Origin of the sequence: Aquitalea pelogenes, from assembly GCF_001515305.1 — a bacterium.
Lineage (GTDB): Bacteria > Pseudomonadota > Gammaproteobacteria > Burkholderiales > Chromobacteriaceae > Aquitalea > Aquitalea pelogenes.
The window spans coordinates 81,266-99,241 of the sequence record NZ_LNQV01000014.1 but is presented as its reverse complement, the minus strand read 5'-3'; the positions used below and the strand labels follow the sequence as shown (position 1 = coordinate 99,241).

General features: G+C 59.6%; 17 protein-coding genes. 8 read left to right on the top strand and 9 right to left on the bottom strand.

The window, feature by feature from the left end:
* Nucleotides 1-106: 106 nt before the first annotated feature.
* On the bottom strand, nt 107-757 hold the full coding sequence (locus tag AWT75_RS08255; RefSeq protein ID WP_062788807.1) for an MBL fold metallo-hydrolase: 651 nt from the start codon (nt 755-757) through the stop codon (nt 107-109).
* Between the two features lie 123 nt (nt 758-880).
* On the opposite strand from AWT75_RS08255, the gene AWT75_RS08250 reads away from it, so the two are divergent.
* Nucleotides 881-1,702 carry a class I SAM-dependent methyltransferase gene (locus AWT75_RS08250; protein ID WP_062788790.1) on the top strand — a complete coding sequence of 274 codons (822 nt, stop codon included), beginning with the start codon at nt 881-883 and terminating at the stop codon, nt 1,700-1,702.
* On the opposite strand, the gene AWT75_RS08245 is transcribed toward AWT75_RS08250, so the two are convergent.
* The 5 genes from AWT75_RS08245 to AWT75_RS08225 all read right to left on the bottom strand — a co-directional run bounded on the left by AWT75_RS08245 (nt 1,696) and on the right by AWT75_RS08225 (nt 7,567).
* Nucleotides 1,696-2,022 (bottom strand): GIY-YIG nuclease family protein, encoded by a 327-nt coding sequence (locus tag AWT75_RS08245; protein WP_062788788.1) that lies wholly within the window; start codon nt 2,020-2,022, stop codon nt 1,696-1,698. The genes AWT75_RS08250 and AWT75_RS08245 overlap by 7 nt on opposite strands.
* On the bottom strand, nt 2,009-3,595 hold the full coding sequence (locus AWT75_RS08240; RefSeq protein WP_062788785.1) for a TerC family protein: 1,587 nt from the start codon (nt 3,593-3,595) through the stop codon (nt 2,009-2,011). Before AWT75_RS08240 ends, AWT75_RS08245 begins: the two co-directional genes overlap by 14 nt.
* 120 nt (nt 3,596-3,715) lie before the next feature.
* A complete protein-coding gene (gene ccsB / locus AWT75_RS08235; protein ID WP_045846524.1) occupies nt 3,716-4,858 on the bottom strand; it encodes a c-type cytochrome biogenesis protein CcsB in 1,143 nt (380 codons plus the stop codon).
* Nucleotides 4,858-6,882: a cytochrome c biogenesis protein ResB gene (locus tag AWT75_RS08230; RefSeq protein WP_062788805.1), complete on the bottom strand. Its 2,025-nt coding sequence runs from the start codon at nt 6,880-6,882 to the stop codon at nt 4,858-4,860. Before AWT75_RS08230 ends, ccsB begins: the two co-directional genes overlap by 1 nt.
* 73 nt (nt 6,883-6,955) lie before the next feature.
* Entirely contained in the window at nt 6,956-7,567 is a 612-nt protein-coding gene (locus tag AWT75_RS08225) for a c-type cytochrome (RefSeq protein ID WP_045846523.1), read from the bottom strand.
* A 90-nt stretch (nt 7,568-7,657) separates the two neighbouring features.
* Here AWT75_RS08225 and yihA point away from each other — a divergent pair, with 90 nt between their 5' ends.
* Nucleotides 7,658-8,281 (top strand): ribosome biogenesis GTP-binding protein YihA/YsxC, encoded by a 624-nt coding sequence (gene yihA, locus AWT75_RS08220; protein WP_062788782.1) that lies wholly within the window; start codon nt 7,658-7,660, stop codon nt 8,279-8,281.
* A gap of 226 nt (nt 8,282-8,507) precedes the next feature.
* Here yihA and AWT75_RS08215 read toward each other — a convergent pair whose 3' ends face one another.
* From AWT75_RS08215 to AWT75_RS08205, 3 genes are all read right to left on the bottom strand, one after another.
* Nucleotides 8,508-9,305: a septal ring lytic transglycosylase RlpA family protein gene (locus tag AWT75_RS08215; protein WP_231588850.1), complete on the bottom strand. Its 798-nt coding sequence runs from the start codon at nt 9,303-9,305 to the stop codon at nt 8,508-8,510.
* A 264-nt stretch (nt 9,306-9,569) separates the two neighbouring features.
* The gene (locus AWT75_RS08210) at nt 9,570-10,034 is read right to left on the bottom strand and encodes a tRNA (cytidine(34)-2'-O)-methyltransferase (protein ID WP_045846520.1); all 465 of its coding nucleotides are present in this window, start codon (nt 10,032-10,034) and stop codon (nt 9,570-9,572) included.
* Between the two features lie 40 nt (nt 10,035-10,074).
* On the bottom strand, nt 10,075-10,785 hold the full coding sequence (locus tag AWT75_RS08205; RefSeq protein WP_052693975.1) for a ComF family protein: 711 nt from the start codon (nt 10,783-10,785) through the stop codon (nt 10,075-10,077).
* A gap of 128 nt (nt 10,786-10,913) precedes the next feature.
* Between AWT75_RS08205 and bioB the strand changes: the two genes are divergently transcribed.
* The 6 genes from bioB (at nt 10,914) to bioC (ending at nt 17,820) form a co-directional block, all read left to right on the top strand.
* The gene (gene bioB / locus AWT75_RS08200) at nt 10,914-11,897 is read left to right on the top strand and encodes a biotin synthase BioB (protein WP_045846519.1); all 984 of its coding nucleotides are present in this window, start codon (nt 10,914-10,916) and stop codon (nt 11,895-11,897) included.
* Nucleotides 11,898-12,005: 108 nt separating this feature from the next.
* Nucleotides 12,006-13,160 (top strand): 8-amino-7-oxononanoate synthase, encoded by a 1,155-nt coding sequence (gene bioF / locus AWT75_RS08195; RefSeq protein WP_062788779.1) that lies wholly within the window; start codon nt 12,006-12,008, stop codon nt 13,158-13,160.
* A 64-nt stretch (nt 13,161-13,224) separates the two neighbouring features.
* On the top strand, nt 13,225-16,071 hold the full coding sequence (locus AWT75_RS08190) for a putative bifunctional diguanylate cyclase/phosphodiesterase (RefSeq protein WP_062788777.1): 2,847 nt from the start codon (nt 13,225-13,227) through the stop codon (nt 16,069-16,071).
* A gap of 119 nt (nt 16,072-16,190) precedes the next feature.
* Entirely contained in the window at nt 16,191-16,586 is a 396-nt protein-coding gene (locus AWT75_RS22755) for an alpha/beta fold hydrolase (RefSeq protein ID WP_239689513.1), read from the top strand.
* Nucleotides 16,583-16,909, top strand: coding sequence for an alpha/beta fold hydrolase (locus AWT75_RS22750; RefSeq protein WP_239689512.1), 327 nt, complete (start codon nt 16,583-16,585; stop codon nt 16,907-16,909). Before AWT75_RS22755 ends, AWT75_RS22750 begins: the two co-directional genes overlap by 4 nt.
* The gene (gene bioC, locus AWT75_RS08180) at nt 16,906-17,820 is read left to right on the top strand and encodes a malonyl-ACP O-methyltransferase BioC (protein ID WP_062788774.1); all 915 of its coding nucleotides are present in this window, start codon (nt 16,906-16,908) and stop codon (nt 17,818-17,820) included. The genes AWT75_RS22750 and bioC overlap by 4 nt, the downstream gene beginning before the upstream one ends.
* Nucleotides 17,821-17,976 lie beyond the last annotated feature (156 nt).

The window sequence follows — 17,976 nt, the reverse complement described above, 5'->3', positions numbered from 1 at the left end:
GTGGCGTGGAAAGCCAGCCGCCGCCGCCAGCACGCCGTAGCTGCTGACCCGGCCGGCGGTATCTGCCGCACCAGCGTCAGCACCGCCAGTTCGAAGGCGGGCGACATCAGCGGAAGCGGGCGTCCGCCACGAAGGGATTGTGGCGCTTTTCATCGCCAATGGTGGTGAGCGGGCCGTGGCCGGGAATCACCACGGTATCGTCCGGCAACAGGAACAGCTTTTGCTGGATGGCATCGATCAGTTGCTGGTGATTACCCATGGGGAAGTCGGTACGGCCGATGGAACCCTGGAACAATACGTCACCGGCCACCAGCACACCGGCGGCGGCGCTGTAGAACACCACATGGCCGGGCGTGTGGCCGGGGCAGTGGATCACCTGCAGCGTTTCCTGGCCGATGCTGACCGTATCGCCCTCGTTCAGCCAGCGTTCCGGGGTGAGGGCCGGGCTGGAGGGAAAGCCGAACATGCGGCCCTGATTGGGCAGCTGGTCCAGCCAGAAGCTTTCGCTCTGTTCCGGGCCTTCAATCTGCACGCCCAGTTGGGCGGCCAGTTCACCGGCACCACCGGCGTGGTCGATATGGCCGTGAGTCAGCAGCAGCTTGGTGACGGTGAGTCCTTGTTGCGCGACCCAGGCGCGGATGCGGTCGATATCGCCACCGGCATCGACGATGGCGGCTTCGCGCGTGACATCGCACCACAGCACGCTGCAGTTCTGGGCAAAAGGGGTAACCGGAATCAGGTGATACTGCAGGGACATGGCGGTGCTCGGTGCAATTGGGATGGCAAATTGTGGCATGGCAGGCCGCTGCGGCCAAGCTTGTCGGGGCGGGGCAGCTGAAACTGGTAAAATCGCGCCATTCCCGCTTTACCGGAGGCCATGATGAGCCTGATTCCCGAAATCAAACCGCAGCAGTCGCTGGAGTTGCTCAAAGAACTGCATATCCTTACCCGCGACGGCAAGATCAACCAGGACACCCGCCGCAAGCTCAAGCAGGTGTATCACCTCTACCAGTTCATCGAGCCCTTGATGCAGGACGTGCTGCAAAGCAAGGGGGACGTCAGTCTGGCCGACCACGGCGCGGGCAAGTCCTACCTGGGCTTCATCCTGTACGACCTTTTTCTCAAGGACAAAGAGGCCGGCCGGGTGTTCGGCATCGAAACCCGGCCCGAGCTGGTCAGACGCTCGGAAGAGCTGGCCGCGCGGCTGGGCTTCGACCGCATGGGTTTTCTCAACCTGACGGTGGAGCAGTCCATCACCTCCGAGCAGTTGCCGGCCCAGGTGGACATCATCACTGCGCTGCATGCCTGCAACACCGCCACCGACGACGCCATCCGCTTTGCGCTGGCCAAGGACGCCAAATACATCGTGCTGGTGCCGTGCTGCCAGGCCGAAGTGGCCGCTGTGCTGCGTCAGAAGAAGAACGAGACCTTTGGCAAGACGCCGCTATCCGAACTGTGGCGTCATCCCATCCATACCCGCGAGTTCGGCAGCCAGCTGACCAATGTGTTGCGTTGCCTGCAACTGGAAGCACGCGGTTACCAGCTGACGGTGACCGAGCTGGTGGGCTGGGAACATTCGATGAAGAACGAGCTGATCATTGCCAAGAAAGCCGGCAAGGGCAAACAGAGTGCACGTGAACGGCAGGAAGCCATTCTGCACGAGCTGAACCTGGAAGATTTGCGCGAACGCTTTGTTTACTGAGCGGGCTCTGGCGGGGTGGTACGTTCCGCCAGCCAGTCGCGCAGATCGCCGCTTGCCACCAGCTGGCGCTTGGCGGCGGCTGACAGGCGCTTGAAGGCATATTCGGCCTTCAGCGCCTGCGATTTGTCGGCAAAGGGATAAACCAGCGCAATGCGCTGTGGCGGGTTGAGCCGGGTATAACGCGCGCCTTTGCCGGCCAGATGCGCGGCATAGCGCCGCGCCACGTCATTGCTGATGCCGGTGTACAGCGCGCCGTCACGGCACTCCAGCACGTACAGATGCCACTGGCCGGAGGGGCTGGTGGGGTCAGCCTTGCTCATCGTCCAGCTTGGGCAGCGGGCGGATGCTCACCCGCTCTGTACGGTTGCCCTTTTGCTCGGTCACCACGATTTCCCAACCTGCTTCGCGAATGCTGTCGCCCTGGCGCGGAATGCGCTCCAGCCGGTGCATCAACAGGCCGGCCACGGTGTGGAAGTCCTCTTCCTCGTAGTTACCCAGCTCGATGTACTGTTCCAGCGTCACCAGTTCGGTGCTGCCTTCCACATCCAGACTGCCATCTTCGCCCTGTACCAGCGCCGGTTGTTCATGGCGTTCGTGTTCTTCCGGGAAGTCCCCGGCAATGGCTTCCATCAGGTCCTTCTGGGTGACGATGCCTTCCAGACTGCCAAATTCGTTTACCACAAAAGCCATGTCGGCAGCTTGCTGACGGAAGGCCTCCATCGCTTTCAGTACCGTCATGCCTTCCGGCAATACCAGCGGCTGGCGCAGTGCGGCCATCACGTCCAGCGTCTGGCCGTCCAGCAACTGGGCCAGCAAGTCCTTGCGTGCCACGATGCCCAGCGGCTCGTCGATGCGGCCGGCACCCACTACCAGCAGGCGGGAGTAGGGGCTGTCACGCAGCACCTTGCGTTGCTGCTCGGCATCCTGGCTGATGTCCAGACGGTGAATGTCGGAACGCGGGGTGGCAATCACCCGGATCGGTCGTTCGGCCAGGGTCAGCACACTGTGGATCATCGCCCGCTCATTGTGGGCAAAGGCTTCTTCCGCGTCCTCGTGCGGGCCTTCCTCGTGTTCCTGCTCGTGATGGCCACCGTGTTGCAGCGGCGCATTGCCCAGCAGGCGCAGTACGGTGTCGGCGGTACGGGAGCGGAAACTGTTACGGCTATTGAGAAAACGCTGACGGTTGACGTTGGCAATCTGGTTGAACACCTCGATCAGCACCGAGAAACCAATGGCGGCGTACAGATAGCCCTTGGGAATATGGAAACCGAAGCCGTCGGCAATCAGGCTGAAGCCGATCATCAGCAAGAAGCCCAGACACAGCATCACTACGGTGGGGTGGGCGTTGACGAAGCGGGTGAGCGGCTTGCTGGCCATGATCATCATGCTCATGGCAATCACCACGGCCAGCATCATGATGCTCAGGTGCTCGGCCATACCGATGGCGGTGACCACCGAGTCGATGGAGAACACGGCATCCAGCACCAGAATCTGCACCACCACGGTGGCAAAGGCGGCATAGGCCTTCTGGCCATTGCCCTCACTGTGCTCCACCCCTTCCAGCCGCTCGTGCAGCTCCATGGTGGCCTTGAACAGCAGGAACAGGCCACCGCCCAGCATGATCAGGTCGCGGCCGGAAAAGCTCTGTCCCAGCACGGAAAACAGGGGCGCGGTGAGTTTTACCAGCCAGCTGATGCCCGCCAGCATGAACAGACGCATGATCAGCGCCAGTGACAGGCCAAGCACACGGGCGCGGTCGCGCTGATGAGGTGGGAGCTTTTCGGCCAGGATGGCCACGAAAATCAGGTTGTCGACGCCGAGCACCACCTCCAGCACGATCAGGGTGAGGAGGCCGAGCAGGGCATAAGGGTCAGACAGCCACGATAAATCCATGATGTAAAAACAGGGTCCTTGAAAAGAAACAGTCAACACAATAACAAACCACGGCCTTCTTGTCCGTGGTGCAGGCAAAGCAAAGCCCCGGCAGTGCTGCAGGCCGGGGCTGGAGGAGGGTTACAGGCCGCCGTAAGAGTGCAGGCCGGTCAGATACATGTTCACCCCGAGGAAGGCAAAGGTGGTGACCAAGAGGCCGATGACCGCCCACCAGGCCAGCGGCTTGCCGCGCCAGCCCTTCACCAGCCGGATATGCAGCCAGGCGGCGTAGTTTAGCCACACGATCAGCGCCCAGGTTTCCTTCGGGTCCCAGCTCCAGTAGCCACCCCAGGCATCAGCCGCCCACATGGCACCCAGAATGGTGGCAATGGTGAAAAACAGGAAACCGATGGAAATGGCTTTGTACATCATTTCGTCCAGCACTTCCGCGCTGGGCAGCCGGTCTTTCAGCACGCCCTTGAGCACCAGCAGCTCGGCCACACCCAGCATGGCCGACATGGCAAACGCACCATAGCCGACAAAGTTTGCAGGAACATGAATCTTCATCCACCACGACTGCAAGGCCGGGATCAGCGGCTGGATTTCATGCGCCTGACGGTCGAAGCTGTACCACAGGATGAAGCCGACGGCGGCACTGATCACCAGCAGTACGAAGGCACCGGCCTGGCGGGTGGCGAAGCGGGCTTCGTAGTACAGGTACATCAGCGCGGTGATCAGGGTGAACAGGATGAAGACTTCGTACAGGTTGGATACCGGGATATGGCCGACATCGCTGCCAATCAGGTAGCTCTCGTACCAGCGCACGAACAGGCCGGCGGCACCCATGACGGCCGCAGCCCAGGTCAGACCGCTGCCCATGCGCGACAGCATGGCCGAGCGGGTGAGCAGGCCCGCCCAGTACACCAGGGTGGCCAGGAAGAACAGGGTGCACATCCACATGATGGCGGACTGGCTGGACAGCAGGAACTTCAGCCAGAACGCGCTCTGACCGCGTGCCAGCTCGCCGTGGTACAGGCTGATGCCCAGCAGCGCCACTGTGGCCGACAAGGGGAAAAACCAGCGCCACGACTTCCAGAACCAGCCCAGCGCCACCAGCCCGACGGCGGAGCCCGCCAGAATGGCTTGCTCGTAACCATCCATATAGGGGTTGTACAGACGCCAGGCCTGCACTGCGGCGACCACAAGCAGCACGGCATACAGCCAGTCAGCCAGTTTCAGCCGCTTGTACAGCGGCTGTGCGACAAAGGATTGTGCAAGTTCCATCACTTACCTCGTACTAACTGTTGAATTGCTTCGCCATGACGGCGGAAATCTGCATCCAGGTCACGGTTGTGACGGTTGGAGCTCATGGCCAGCCGCACGCTGCCGGGCATGCAGCAGATCCACAGCCGGACTTCCCGGATATAGAACATCAGCACGATGCCGATCACCAGCATCAGCGAGCCAAGATACACCAGGTTCTTGCCGGGCGAGCGGGTCAGTTGCAGGCCGGAGGCCTGAACCTGGTTAAAGCCTTGCAGTTGCAGGAACACCGGGGCGTTGTAATCGTGCAGCGCACTGATGCCCACCAGGCTGTCCAGCAGGAAGCGGTAGCGCTTGCCATCCATGGCCACCGGCTTGAGGCCGGCCTTGGCATCGGCCACATCCATCACGTCCACCACCGCGCCTTGCAGGATCTTCACATAGGTTTGTGCCACGGCCTGGCGTTTGTCCTGCGGGACTTTCTCGTCCAGGAACTGCTCCAGCGCCACAAAACCACCCTGGGCAAAGCGTCCGAGAATCCATTTCACGCTATTGGCAAACTGTTGCTGCATGGCCGGGCTGATGGCCGAACCCTGCATGGCCTTGGCCGTAGTGCGCTTGGCAATTTCGTCGTACAGGGCCGGGTTCATGAAGGCGGTGCGCAGGCGCATGAAGCTGTCCAGCGACAGTTGATCATCCAGCGGCAGGCGCAGGTACTGGAAGGGTTCCGACACCTTGCTGCGCACACCGGCCACCAGATAGCTGACGCCATCTTGCTGGATGGGGGCCATGTAATGATGGAATTCCATCGCCTGGCCCTGTTTGTCACGCAGCTTGAAGGTGACGGACGGGCCGATGTTCTTCAGTTGCTTCTCGTGCTTTACTTCGCGGGCATCCTGCATGCGCTCGCTCAGGCTCTTGCCACTGGCATCGGTATTCTTGTTGCCCATGTTCTCGATGTTGAACACGCGCAGATCGCCAAACTCCAGGTTGTAATCCTTGCCATTGGCGCGCAGCGGCTGGGCGGCCATCGACACACCATTGATGGCTACCGGCTGCATTTGCGGCTGGTCCAGATTCCATGCCTTGAAGGTCAGCGGCGAGCCACCGTCGCCAAAGCTGGCCTGGTAGATGGCCACACCATCCACGATCAGCGGATGGTTCACCTTCACCTGGGCTTCGGTCACCTTGCCGGTGGCCTTGTCGGTGACGGCAATGTCGCTGGCAAACAGCTTGGGCATGCCGTTGCTGTAGTAATCGACATAGAACTTTTTCAGCGTCACAGTAAAGGGCAGGTCCTGCACCAGATAGCCGTTGCCGGAGTTCAGGAACACCACATCGGCGCTTTTGCCCTCTGCCACGGTGACATTGCCGCGGAAGGACAGGTTGGAAGTGGACAGCCGGCTTTGGGGCGGAATCTGGCTTTGCGGAATATCACGGGTTTCCGGCACCACGCTGCCCACCATTTCCGCCAGTTTCAGCGGCAGGTTGCCATCCATCAGCCCGCCAATGCAGATGACGACCAGTGCAATATGGGCAAAAAAGTAGCCCAGCTTGCTGGCTGCACCCTTTTTGGCCGCCAGCACCAGGCTGCCGTCTGCACGCTGGTGTTCACGCCAGCGCCAGCCCTGGCCGCGCAGGTAGGCGCGCAGGGTGTCCGGGTCTGCTGCCGTGGCATCGAACACGACACTGTGCTTCATGGCTGCCAGTGAGTTGTCCGAGGCTTTCTCGCGATAGGCCTTCATGTCCTTGATGAAGCCCGGGCCGTTGCGCACGATGCACAAGGTGGTGGACAGCACCAGAAAGGCCAGGATGGTCAGGAACCAGCCGGAATGGTAAACATCGTACAGCCCCAGCTGTTCGAACACGGCAAACCAGTACTGGCCGAATTCAAAGGCATAGTTGGGGTAGGGCTCGTTCTGCTTCAGTACGGTACCGATGATCGAGGCAATGGCCAGAATGGTCAGCAGACCAATGGCAAAGCGCATGGAACTGAACAGTTCGTACAGCTTGTATACAGCGGTGTGGCGGGAGTTTTTTGTCATCTTGGTGCCGAACACAAAAAGGGAAGCCGGTTAAGGCTTCCCTTTTGAACAAGGCTATCCGCAAAAGTTGCGATTAGCGCAGACCCGAAATGTATTCGGCCACAGCCTTCATTTCGGCATCAGTCATGCGGGAAGCAACATCGGTCATGGTGACGTTCTTGCGATCGGTGCCAGCCTTGAAGTCAGCCAGTTGCTTGGCTACGTAGGCAGCATGCTGGCTGCCAACACGCGGGAACTGGTCCGGGATACCCTTGCCGGCCGGGCCGTGGCAGGCCATACAGGCCGGCAGGTGGCTGGTCGGGTTGCCAACACGGTAGATCTTGGCACCCAGCGGCATCAGCTCCTTGTTGGCCGCTTCACGGGCCTTGGGCTTTTGCTGGCTGAAGTAGGAAGCGACATTGCGCATGTCAGCATCGGACAGTGCAGAGGCCATGCCCAGCATGATCGGATTCTTGCGCTCACCCTTCTTGAAGGCTTGCAGCTGGTTGTAGATATACACCTCATGCTGGCCGGCCAAGGTCGGGTTTGCCGACGCTACGCTGTTGCCATCAGCACCGTGACAGGCGGCACATACCGTGTCAACGATCTGCTTGCCCTTTACCGGGTCTCCCTTGGCAATGCCTTCTGCCCATGCACTTCCAGCCAGGGTTGCCGCAGCTACAGCCAACAGCATCATCCGTTTCATGATCGCTCCTTGTGAGGAATTCTTAAATATCTGTAAAAGTGGCAATTTCAAACCTGTTATTCTATACCAACTGAAATCAACCTTACTACTATGTCGATTTTTAAAAGCGCCACTTTTTATACCACCGTCAACCATTTGAAGGACCTGCCGCCCACCCGGGCCGAGGTCGCCTTCGTGGGTCGGTCCAATGCCGGCAAGTCCAGCGCCATCAATACGCTGGCCAACCGGACCCGGCTGGCGTATGTCTCCAAGACACCCGGCCGTACCCAGCATATCAACTTCTTTGACCTGGGCCAGGAACGCTTCATGGTGGACTTGCCCGGTTACGGTTATGCCGAAGTGCCAGAGGCGGTGCGTGCCCACTGGGTACAGCTGCTGGGCCGTTACCTGCAAACCCGTGACAGCCTGGTCGGGCTGATCCTGATCATGGATTCGCGCCGTCCGCTGCTGGAACTGGACCGCAAGATGCTGGCTTTCTTCCGCGATACCGGTCGTCCGGTGCATATCCTGCTGTCCAAATCCGACAAATTATCGCGCAGCGACCAGCAAAAGACCTTGACCATGGTCAGGCGCGAGCTGGCAGATTACCCCGCGGTGTCAATCCAGTTGTTTTCCAGTCTGAAGAAAACCGGCGTGGAGCAGGTGGAAGAAGTGGTGGAAGCCTGGTTTGATGCTGTACTGAAAGAACAGGATTCGCTGCCAGATAGCGAATGACGGAACTTTGTCGGCGGGAGAGCTACTAACCGTGCAGGTGCTCCGGCACCTCCCGCTTGCCTCCCTGAGCGGGAGCCTTACGCTGACAATTAAGGCCTTTACCCCGGCGCAATGTGCGCCGGGTTTTTTATTGCCTGCCGTCTGATGCAACAGACATGAAAAAAGCGAGAGCATTTGCTCTCGCTTTTTTGTGTCCACTGCCATGGCATCCGGATGGTTTGCCTTGTCAGTTGTTCATCACCACATTGGTCACCTTCAGGCTTTCAGCAGCACTGCGTACTGCCGCATCGGAAGTGAAGGGTCCAAGGCGTACCTTGTAGTTGCCCTGCTGGTTGATGATGCCGAGCTTGCCGTCGTAGCGGTCGTCCACTTCATCCAGCATTTTCTTCAACAGTGCTTCGGCATTGGCCAGCTTGTTGAAAGAACCGAGCTGCAAATACTTCGGGTTGTCCTCGCTGCGGATATCCGGGCCATTGCTGGCCACAGCCTCGCCACCGGCTACGGGCCATACCCGCTCGATGCTGACCTTGGCACTGCCTTGCTTGACGAAGCCCAGCTTGTAGGCCGCCGCATAGGACAGATCCATCGCACGGTTGCGGTGGAAAGGGCCGCGATCGTTGATGCGGACAATTACCGACTTGCCGTTGGCCGCATTGGTTACCCGCACGTAGCTGGGAATCGGCAGGGTCGGGTGCGCTGCAGTCATGGCAAACATGTCGTAGCGCTCACCCGAGGTGGTTTTTCTGCCTTGAAACTGCTTGCCGTACCAGGAGGCCACGCCGGTGGCCTTGAACGGTTTTTCACTGGTGTCCGGACGGAAGCTCATGCCCATCGCGGTGTAAGGCTGGTTGGCTGACTTGATCAGCGGTTCCGTCTGGGGTACTGCATCCGGTACCAGATTCAGGTTGACCGGGATATGGTCGGCGGGGCCGTCTTTCTGAAAATAGGCGCCGCCCTTGTTGTTGGCTACGGTGGGCTTATTGGTCGGCTTTGCCGACTGGTTGGTGGCGCTGGCCGTCTTCACGGTGGAGCAAGCCACAAGTACGAGACTGACAAAAACAAGCCACAGCCATCGGAGTACTGATTGCATAGACCTCCCTTATGCTGTTGGGCACATCAAAAAACGTCGGCGGATACTGCCCTTGCGGGTGTTCTCCCCTGCCTTCGCGACAGTGGACGGCTGCCTGTGTCCTGTGCCATGACTGGCTCAGGTCCGGCATGCCATCCGTTTCACTTCAGGCATCAACATTTCTTGCTGGCCCGTTAGTGTTGGCCGGCCTGTGAACTGTCAGCTTCCTCCTGCGAAATCCAGCTGCCGCCACGCTTCAAACACCGTGATTGCAACGGCGTTGGAAAGGTTCAGGCTTCTCGATTCGGGACGCATGGGCAAACGAATCCTCTGTGTGGAGGGAAATTCCTCCAGCACTTCTGGCGGCAAGCCGCGGGATTCGGGACCGAACAGCAAAACGTCCCCAGGTTGGAAAGAAATCTGGTCGTGGCGCGTAGCGCCCTTGGTTGTTGCAGCGAAAATCCGCCGTCCTTGCAGGGCCTGCTGGCAGGCAGCCCAGTTTTCATGGACAACGACACGGGCGTATTCGTGGTAGTCGAGGCCCGCTCGTCGCAACTTGGCATCCTCCATGGGAAAACCCATGGGTTTGACCAGATGCAGTTCACAGCCGGTGTTGGCACATAAACGAATCACATTGCCCGTATTGGGCGGGATTTCCGGCTGAAAAAGAACAACGGTGAACATCGTTGGCTGGCTGGATTGTTCCAAAGAATCAAAATCTTGGTCAAGTTTTTGGGAAAGATGCCCTGCAGAGCACCCACGCATCGACCCGTTTTGCCCCCTGTTTTTTGAGTATTTCAGCCAGGGCAGACAGGGTCGCTCCACTAGTGGCCACATCGTCGACAATGGCGACGGAAAGCCCGTCAATGCGTTGTTTTACGCCAAATGCATGACGGACATTTCGGCTTCTTTCGGCACGGCCAAGAGAGGCTTGCGGCACAGTGTTGCGTTTTCGCCAACACAGTGTGGTGGAAAAACGGCTTTGCATTGTAGCAGCGATTGCCTGGGCCAGTGGAATGCTCTGGTTGAAGCCGCGCTCTGCAAGTCGTTCTTTTGACAAGGGAACAGGAATGACCAGGTCGCTTGAAACAGCCTGTTTTCGGGCAAATTCGGCCATCAGCGCGGCCAGTGCACCGGTCATTTCCAGCCGTTTTCCATACTTCACTGCATAAATAATTGCATTCAGGGGGTAGCCAAACAGGTATGGAGTGTGTATGGCGTCGAATGCAGGTGGCCGTCGCAGGCAAAAGCCGCAAATATCCCCCGTCAATGCTGGTTCTGCGCAAATGGGGCAGTGCATGGATGGCAGGGCCGGCAAGCTGGCTTTGCAGCCGTTACACAGCCCGTCCGGGCAGTTTCGACGATTACACAACAGACAGTGCTGATTAAATATTGAGCAATTGTCAATAAATTTTCTTTTGATATTTGACAGCATGGGAAGCCCTCTGCAAGACTGCGGCCAGACACTCTCAGCCATGCCGTTTTTTTCTTAAATTATCCATTTGTTCAGTTGTAATTTGGCAATAAATACAATTGGCATTTTTGTTGCAATGAAAGCGCATCATGACCACGCAAACCATTCAGTTTTCCCGTCCGGCAACACCGCATCCAGAAAGCAATGTCTGGTCGGTGGCAGAAATCGAAGCACTGCTGGCACTGCCCTTCATGGAGCTGGTTTTCCGTGCGGCGGAGATTCATCGCCAGTTTTTTGACCCGACCAAGGTGCAGCTGTCGACGCTGATTTCCATCAAGACCGGCGGCTGTCCGGAAGATTGCGGCTATTGCCCGCAATCGGTACATCACGATACGCCGGTGGAAAACCAGCCGATGATGACGGTGGACGAGGTGATTGAGGCTGCGCGTACCGCCAAGGCCAACGGTGCCGGTCGCTTCTGCATGGGGGCCGCCTGGCGTGGCCCGAAGGATGCCGATCTGGAACAGACCCTGCGCATGGTCAGCGAAGTGAAGTCGCTGGGACTGGAGACCTGTGCCACCTTTGGCTTGCTGAAGGATGGCCAGGCAGAAAAGCTGAAACAGGCCGGTCTGGATTACTACAACCATAATCTGGATACCGCACCGGAAAAGTATGGTGACATCATCCATACCCGTGAGTATGAAGACCGGCTGGACACCCTGGGCAAGGTGCGCGGTGCCGGTCTGTCGGTGTGCTGTGGCGGTATTGTCGGCATGAATGAAACCCGAGCGGACCGTGCCGGGCTGATTGCCCAACTGGCCAATCTGGAGCCGCAGCCGGAGTCGGTGCCGATCAATAATCTGGTGAAAGTGGGTGGCACGCCGCTGGAAGGAGCAGACCCGCTGGACTGGACCGAATTCGTGCGTACCATTGCGGTTACCCGCATCACCATGCCCAGAAGTTATGTGCGTCTTTCTGCCGGTCGGCGCGAGATGCCGGAGGCCATGCAAGCCCTGTGCTTCCTGGCGGGTGCCAACTCGATTTTCTATGGTGACAAGCTGTTGACCACCGGGAATCCGGAGGTGGATGCCGATCGGGTACTGATGGAAAAACTGGACCTGTCGCCGCTGTAAATCAGCCTGATTTTGACTGCCCGGATCGGTCGGATTTTTGCAATGTATATATAAGGCATACTTTTGTGAAAATCCGGCCGATTTTGACGTTTTTTTTCTGAAAGAGCCATGCGCGCCCAAGACCTCTCCACTGCCTTGCTGCAATTGCAGCAACAGCACCGTTTGCGACAGCGTCATTTGCTGGAAACACCGCAGTCCAGCCAGGTGGTGATCGATGGTAAAAACTACATCGCATTTGCCAGCAACGACTATCTGGGCCTGGCCAATCACCCGGCCTTGATCGAAGCTACGCGGGCGGCATTGCAGCAATGGGGAGTCGGGGGTGGTGCTTCGCATCTGGTGGCCGGACATTTTGCCATTCACGAACAGGCCGAACAGGCCCTGGCCGAGTTTTGCGGTAGCGAGGCCGCGCTGTTGTTCAGCTCGGGCTATGCGGCCAATCAGGCGGTGATTACCAGTCTGGTCAGCCGGGGAGACGCCGTTTTTGCCGACAAGCTCAATCATGCTTCCCTGAACGATGCCTGCTTGTTGTCGCGCGCCAGCTTCCGCCGTTTCCGCCATAACGATTTGCAGCATCTGGAAGAACTGCTGGCCAGCACGCCGGCCCGGACCCGGCTGATTGCAGTGGATGCGGTGTACAGCATGGATGGTGACGAAGCACCGTTAAAGAAACTGCTGCAACTGGCCGATAAATACGATGCCTGGCTTTATATCGACGATGCGCACGGTTTTGGTGTGCTTGGCAATGGACATGGCTCGGCGGTGGAACAGGGTATCAGTGGTGAGCGGCTGGTTTACATGGCGACACTGGGCAAGGCTGCCGGTGTGGCTGGTGCCTTTGTCGCCGGTACTGCCCAGCTGGTGCAATGGCTGGTGAACAGTGCCCGCACCTACATCTATACCACCGCGCAACCACCGGCACTGGCAGCAGCCGTACTGGCCAGCTTGCAGCTGATTGCCAGTGAACCCTGGCGCAGGGAACGCCTGCAGCAACACATCAGCAGGGTGAGGGAAAGGTTGGCTGATGTAAATTTTCAGCTGATGTCATCCCGTACGCCGATACAGCCGATTATCATAGGCAGGAACGAGCAGGCAATGTTGCTGGCTGCACAATTGAAAGAGCGTGGGTACTGGGTGCCGGCGATACGCCCCCCCACTGTTCCCGAGGGAACAGCCCGTTTGCGTCTGACCTTGTCCGCAGCCCATACGCCGGACCAGCTGGAGGGCTTGCTGGACAGCGTGGTGTCAGCAATACAGTCATAGGGGATGACTGTGTCTGTTCGTAGCATGACCGGATTTCCCGGCTAACTCATACTACGATAACGACATGAAGAGTACGGCGGATTACCTGTCCACGCAGCAAGAGGCTGCCCGCACTGCGCTGGAACTGATCCAGCGGCAGGGCGAAACAACGGCTGCTGCGCTATGGGCACTGGTGGGCTCCAGTTGGCAATGTCTGGCAACACTCGGTGCGGCAGACAGCCTGCCCAGTGCCCAGGCCTTGTCGGCAGGGCGCTTGCCCGGACCGGACGGCGCTGCCCTGCCGCTGGACCTGCATGGCACTACCCTGGGCTGGCTGGTGTGGCGCGGCAAGATTGCCGATAACGCCGATGCGGTGCTTGCCTTGCTGGTAGGGCACTTGCACAGTGCCAGCCTGAATTCTGCCCAGTCCCAGTCCCGGGTGATGAATGAAACCCTGCTGGAAATCAGCCAGCTACCGGGCGAGTGCAATACGCTGGATGAAATGCTGCCCAAGCTGCACCGGCTCTTGATGCGGCTGATGGACGCCAGCAATTTCTACATTGCGCTGTTTGACGAGCAAGGCGGCCAGCTGTACTACCCCTTTTATGCCGATCAGCAAGACCCGGCCCCGCCCTCACCCGAAGCCGTCTTCAGCAAGGAACAGACCACCCGTTCGCTGACAGCCTGGCTGATGCGCATGGGCAAACCGCTGGTATTGACCCGGCAACGCCTGCTGGAAGTCTGCCAGCAAGAACAGCTGGTACTGGAAGGTCCGCTGCCCGAGTTGTGGATGGGGGTGCCGCTGACCAATGTCAGCAATGCGGTGATCGGTGCGGCCGTATTGCAGTTCTATGCCAACCAGGCGCCTTGCACCTCGGCCGAACAGGCCTTGTTCCTGTTTGTCACCCGGCATATTGCCTATGCGCTGGACCGCATGCTGTATCGCAGCCAGCTGGAGCGCCAGGTCTGGTTGCGTACTTGCGAACTTGAAGGCGTGAATGCGCGTTTGCGTTCGGAGATTTCCGACCGGCAACGTGCCGAGCGTTTTCAGGACGTGCTGTTCCGCATTGCCGACCTGTCCAATACCAGCCTGTCGCTGGAAGCCTTCCTGGCGGGCGTGCATCGCTTGCTGATGGAACTGGTGGCCGGGCGAAACTGCCAGGTTGCCCTGTACGACATGAACAGCGACATGCTGAGCTTTCCCTATTGTGCCGATGACTTCCAGCAGGTCAGCCAGACCCGCCGTCCCGGCAGGGGACTGGTAGAGCAGGTATTGCATAGTGGCCGGCCATTATTGCTGGACCGTACCCCTGCACAGCTGAACCCGACGGAAGAAAGCACGGCCCCTCCCATGTGCAGCTGGCTGGGCGTACCACTGTATTGCGGGCACGAGCTGCTGGGGGTGTTGTCGGTACACAGCTACCAGAACGACGTGATTTACAGCTATCGCGATCAGGAAGTGCTGGAGTTCGTTGCCAACAATATCGGCACCGCACTGGCCCGTGTCCGCGCCATGCACGATCTGCAAAATGCCTATGCCGAGCTGGAAGAGCGCGTGCGCGAGCGCACCAGCGAACTGGATGCGGTGAACGCCCAGCTGGAGTTCGACAGTCTGCACGACCCGCTGACCAAGCTGCCCAACCGCAACTACTTTGCCAAGACGCTGCGCCGGGCGTGGGACAGTTATCTGTCCGGCAACGGTGCCCGCTTCAGCGTCATTTTCATCGACCTGGACCGCTTCAAGCTGGTGAACGATACCCTGGGCCACCTGGCTGGCGACCATCTCTTGTTTGAAGCCGGTGCCCGTATCCGCTCCTGCCTGCGGCACTATGACTTCCTCGCCCGGCTGGGTGGCGACGAATTTGCCATCCTGCTGTTTGGCACCGAAACGCTGGATGGCTGCGAGATGATTGCGCGGCGCATCGTCAGCGAGTTCGAACGGCCGGTGATTCTGGCAGGCCGCGAAGTGTTCTCCACCGCCAGCGTCGGGGTGGTGCTGGCAGACCGCGACCACTACCACAAGGCCGAAGAACTGCTGCGCGATGCCGACCATGCCATGTACTGCACCAAGCAGCAGGGGCGGCAAGGATATACCGTGTTCAATCACCAGCTGCGCATCAACCAGGCTGACCAGCTGGCGCTGGAAAGCGAGCTGCGCCGCGCGCTGGATGCGGAAGACCAGTTGCAACCCTTCTTCCAGCCTTTCATCGACGCGCGCAGTGGCGAGCTGGTGGGGTTTGAGTCGCTGGTCCGCTGGCGGCACCCGCAACGCGGCCTGATTTCACCGGCATTGTTCCTGCCGGTTGCCGAAGAAAGCGGGCTGATCACCCGGGTGGACCGCTACATGATCAATGCCGCCTGCCGCCAGTTGCGCCAATGGCTGGATGCCGGCCTGGTGGGTAGCGACATTGCACTGCACCTCAATCTGTCGTCGGCCAATTTCCACGACCCGGAACTGGTGAGCTGGGTGCGCAGCATCATCGAGGGCTATCAGTTGCCCGCAGCCATCCTGCATCTGGAAATTACCGAAAGTGCGCTGATCGACGTGCCGGAAATTGCCGCCACGGTGATGCACGCGCTGCATCAGCTGGGGGTCAAGCTGGCACTGGATGACTTTGGCACCGGTTATTCTGCGCTGTCCTACCTGCATCGCTACCGCTTTGATGTCCTCAAGATCGACCAGAGCTTTGTGTTTGATCTGGACCGCAAGGAAGAATCCGTCGCCATCGTGCGTGCCATTCTGGCGCTGGCCCAGGCGCTGGGGCTGGATGTGGTGGCCGAGGGTGTGGAAACCGCCGCCCAGCTGGCCCGCCTGCAGGAAATGGGCTGTGCCAAATTGCAGGGCTATTACTTTGCCACCCCCAGCCCGGCAGAAGCCATCGACTGGGAACGGCTGGCGCGCTTTGTGCAGGAATTCCGCCGTGCTGCCTGAGTTTTGCCCGGCAGTGGCTTTTCTTTTACCGGCAGGGCTTGCGAAACAGGCCCTGTTCCCCCATTTAACTGCCCATGAATCTGTTTGTTGAAAGCCGTGGCCGTGGCCCGGATGTGGTCATGCTGCATGGCTGGGGCCTGCATGGCGGGGTGTTCGACCGCGTCGCCAGCCAGCTGGCGGACCATTACTGCGTCCATCTGGTCGACCTGCCCGGCCATGGTGCATCCGCCCCCCTGGCACGTTTTGATGCCGATGAAGTAGCCGATCTGGTCGATGCCCAATTCCCCTTCCCGGTACAAGTTGTCGGCTGGTCGCTGGGCGGGCTGATTGCCCAGCACTGGGCAGCCCGTCACCCGGACAAGGTAAAGAGCCTGGCGCTGGTGGCCACAGCCCGCGCTTCGTGCGCGACGACTCCTGGCCGCATGCCCAGCAACGTGCCGCCATCGAAGCGGTGGGTGCCAGCCTGGATGGCGCATTCGAGCAAACGCTGGAGCGCTTTCTGGCCTTGCAGATGATGGGAGCCCCGGCGGCACGCGACACGGTCAAAGCCGTGCGTGAGCAATTGTTTGCCCATGGCCGTCCGCAAGGCTTGTTGCCTGCGCTGCAATTGCTGCTGGACGCCGACGCCCGTGCACTGGCCGGGCAGATCCGCTGTCCGGTGGCGCTGTTTTACGGCGTGCGGGATGCCATTACCCCGATAGGCGCAGGCCGCTGGCTGCAAGCCGCGCTGGCCGATGCCACCCTGCATGAATTCACCCAGGCTTCGCATGCGCCATTTTTGTCCCACCAGGACGAATTTGTCGCCAAGCTGGCCCCGCATCTGGAAGCCTCTGCATGAGCGAAGCGTTTTATACCGACAAAGACCGAATCCGTGCCTCGTTCGAGCGCGCGGCCGCCAGTTATGACGCCGCCGCCGTGTTGCAGCGCGAAGTGTCCGACCGCATGGCCGAGCGCCTGTCCTACATCAAGCACCAGCCGCAAGTGATTCTGGATGCCGGCACCGGCACCGGCTATGGTGCCGCACAGCTGCGCGCCCAATACCCGGATACCCAGATTGTCGAGCTGGACCTGGCCCACGCCATGCTGTGTGCCTCGCGCGAGCGTCAGCGCGCCGGTGACGGCTTGCTGAAAAAGCTGTTCAAGCGCAGCCAGCCCTGGCAAGTGTGTGCCGATGTGGAAAGACTGCCCTTGGCCGATAACAGCGTGGACATGATCTGGTCCAACCTCACCATTCAATGGGTGAACATTCCGGACAGCGTGTTCAGCGAATTCGAGCGCGTGCTCAAGCCGGATGGCATGCTGATGTTTTCCACCCTCGGCCCCGATACCCTGTTCGAGTTGCGCGAGGCCTTTGGCGGCGTGGACCAGGCTACCCACGTCAACCAGTTCATCGACATGCACGACCTGGGCGATGCACTGATGCGGGTAGGCTTTGCCGAGCCGGTGATGGACATGGACAAGATCGTGCTGACCTACGACAAGGTGCGCGACGTGATGCACGACCTCAAGGCCATCGGCGCGCACAATGCCACGCGTGACCGCAGCCGCGGCCTGATGGGCAAGCAGGCCTGGCAACGGGTGGAAGCGGCTTATGAAACCCGCCGCCGCGATGGCAAGCTGCCTGCCACTTATGAAGTGGTGTATGGCCATGCCTGGAAAAGCACGCTGAAGAAAAAAGGCAATACCCTGCCGGATGGCCGTCAGGTGATCGAATTCGTCAAACCGGGCAGCTGGCCGGGCAAGGTCTAGCTGTTAAGGATGCTTGGTTGCCAGGCCAGGCCAGGCCGGTCAGGGAAGCCACTTCCTGCACCGGCAGGCAGATTTCTGAGCGTTGCCGGGAACCATGTTGCGCTGCAATAATCGAATGAGCCCATTACGCATTCAACCCCGTCACTACCCGTACCC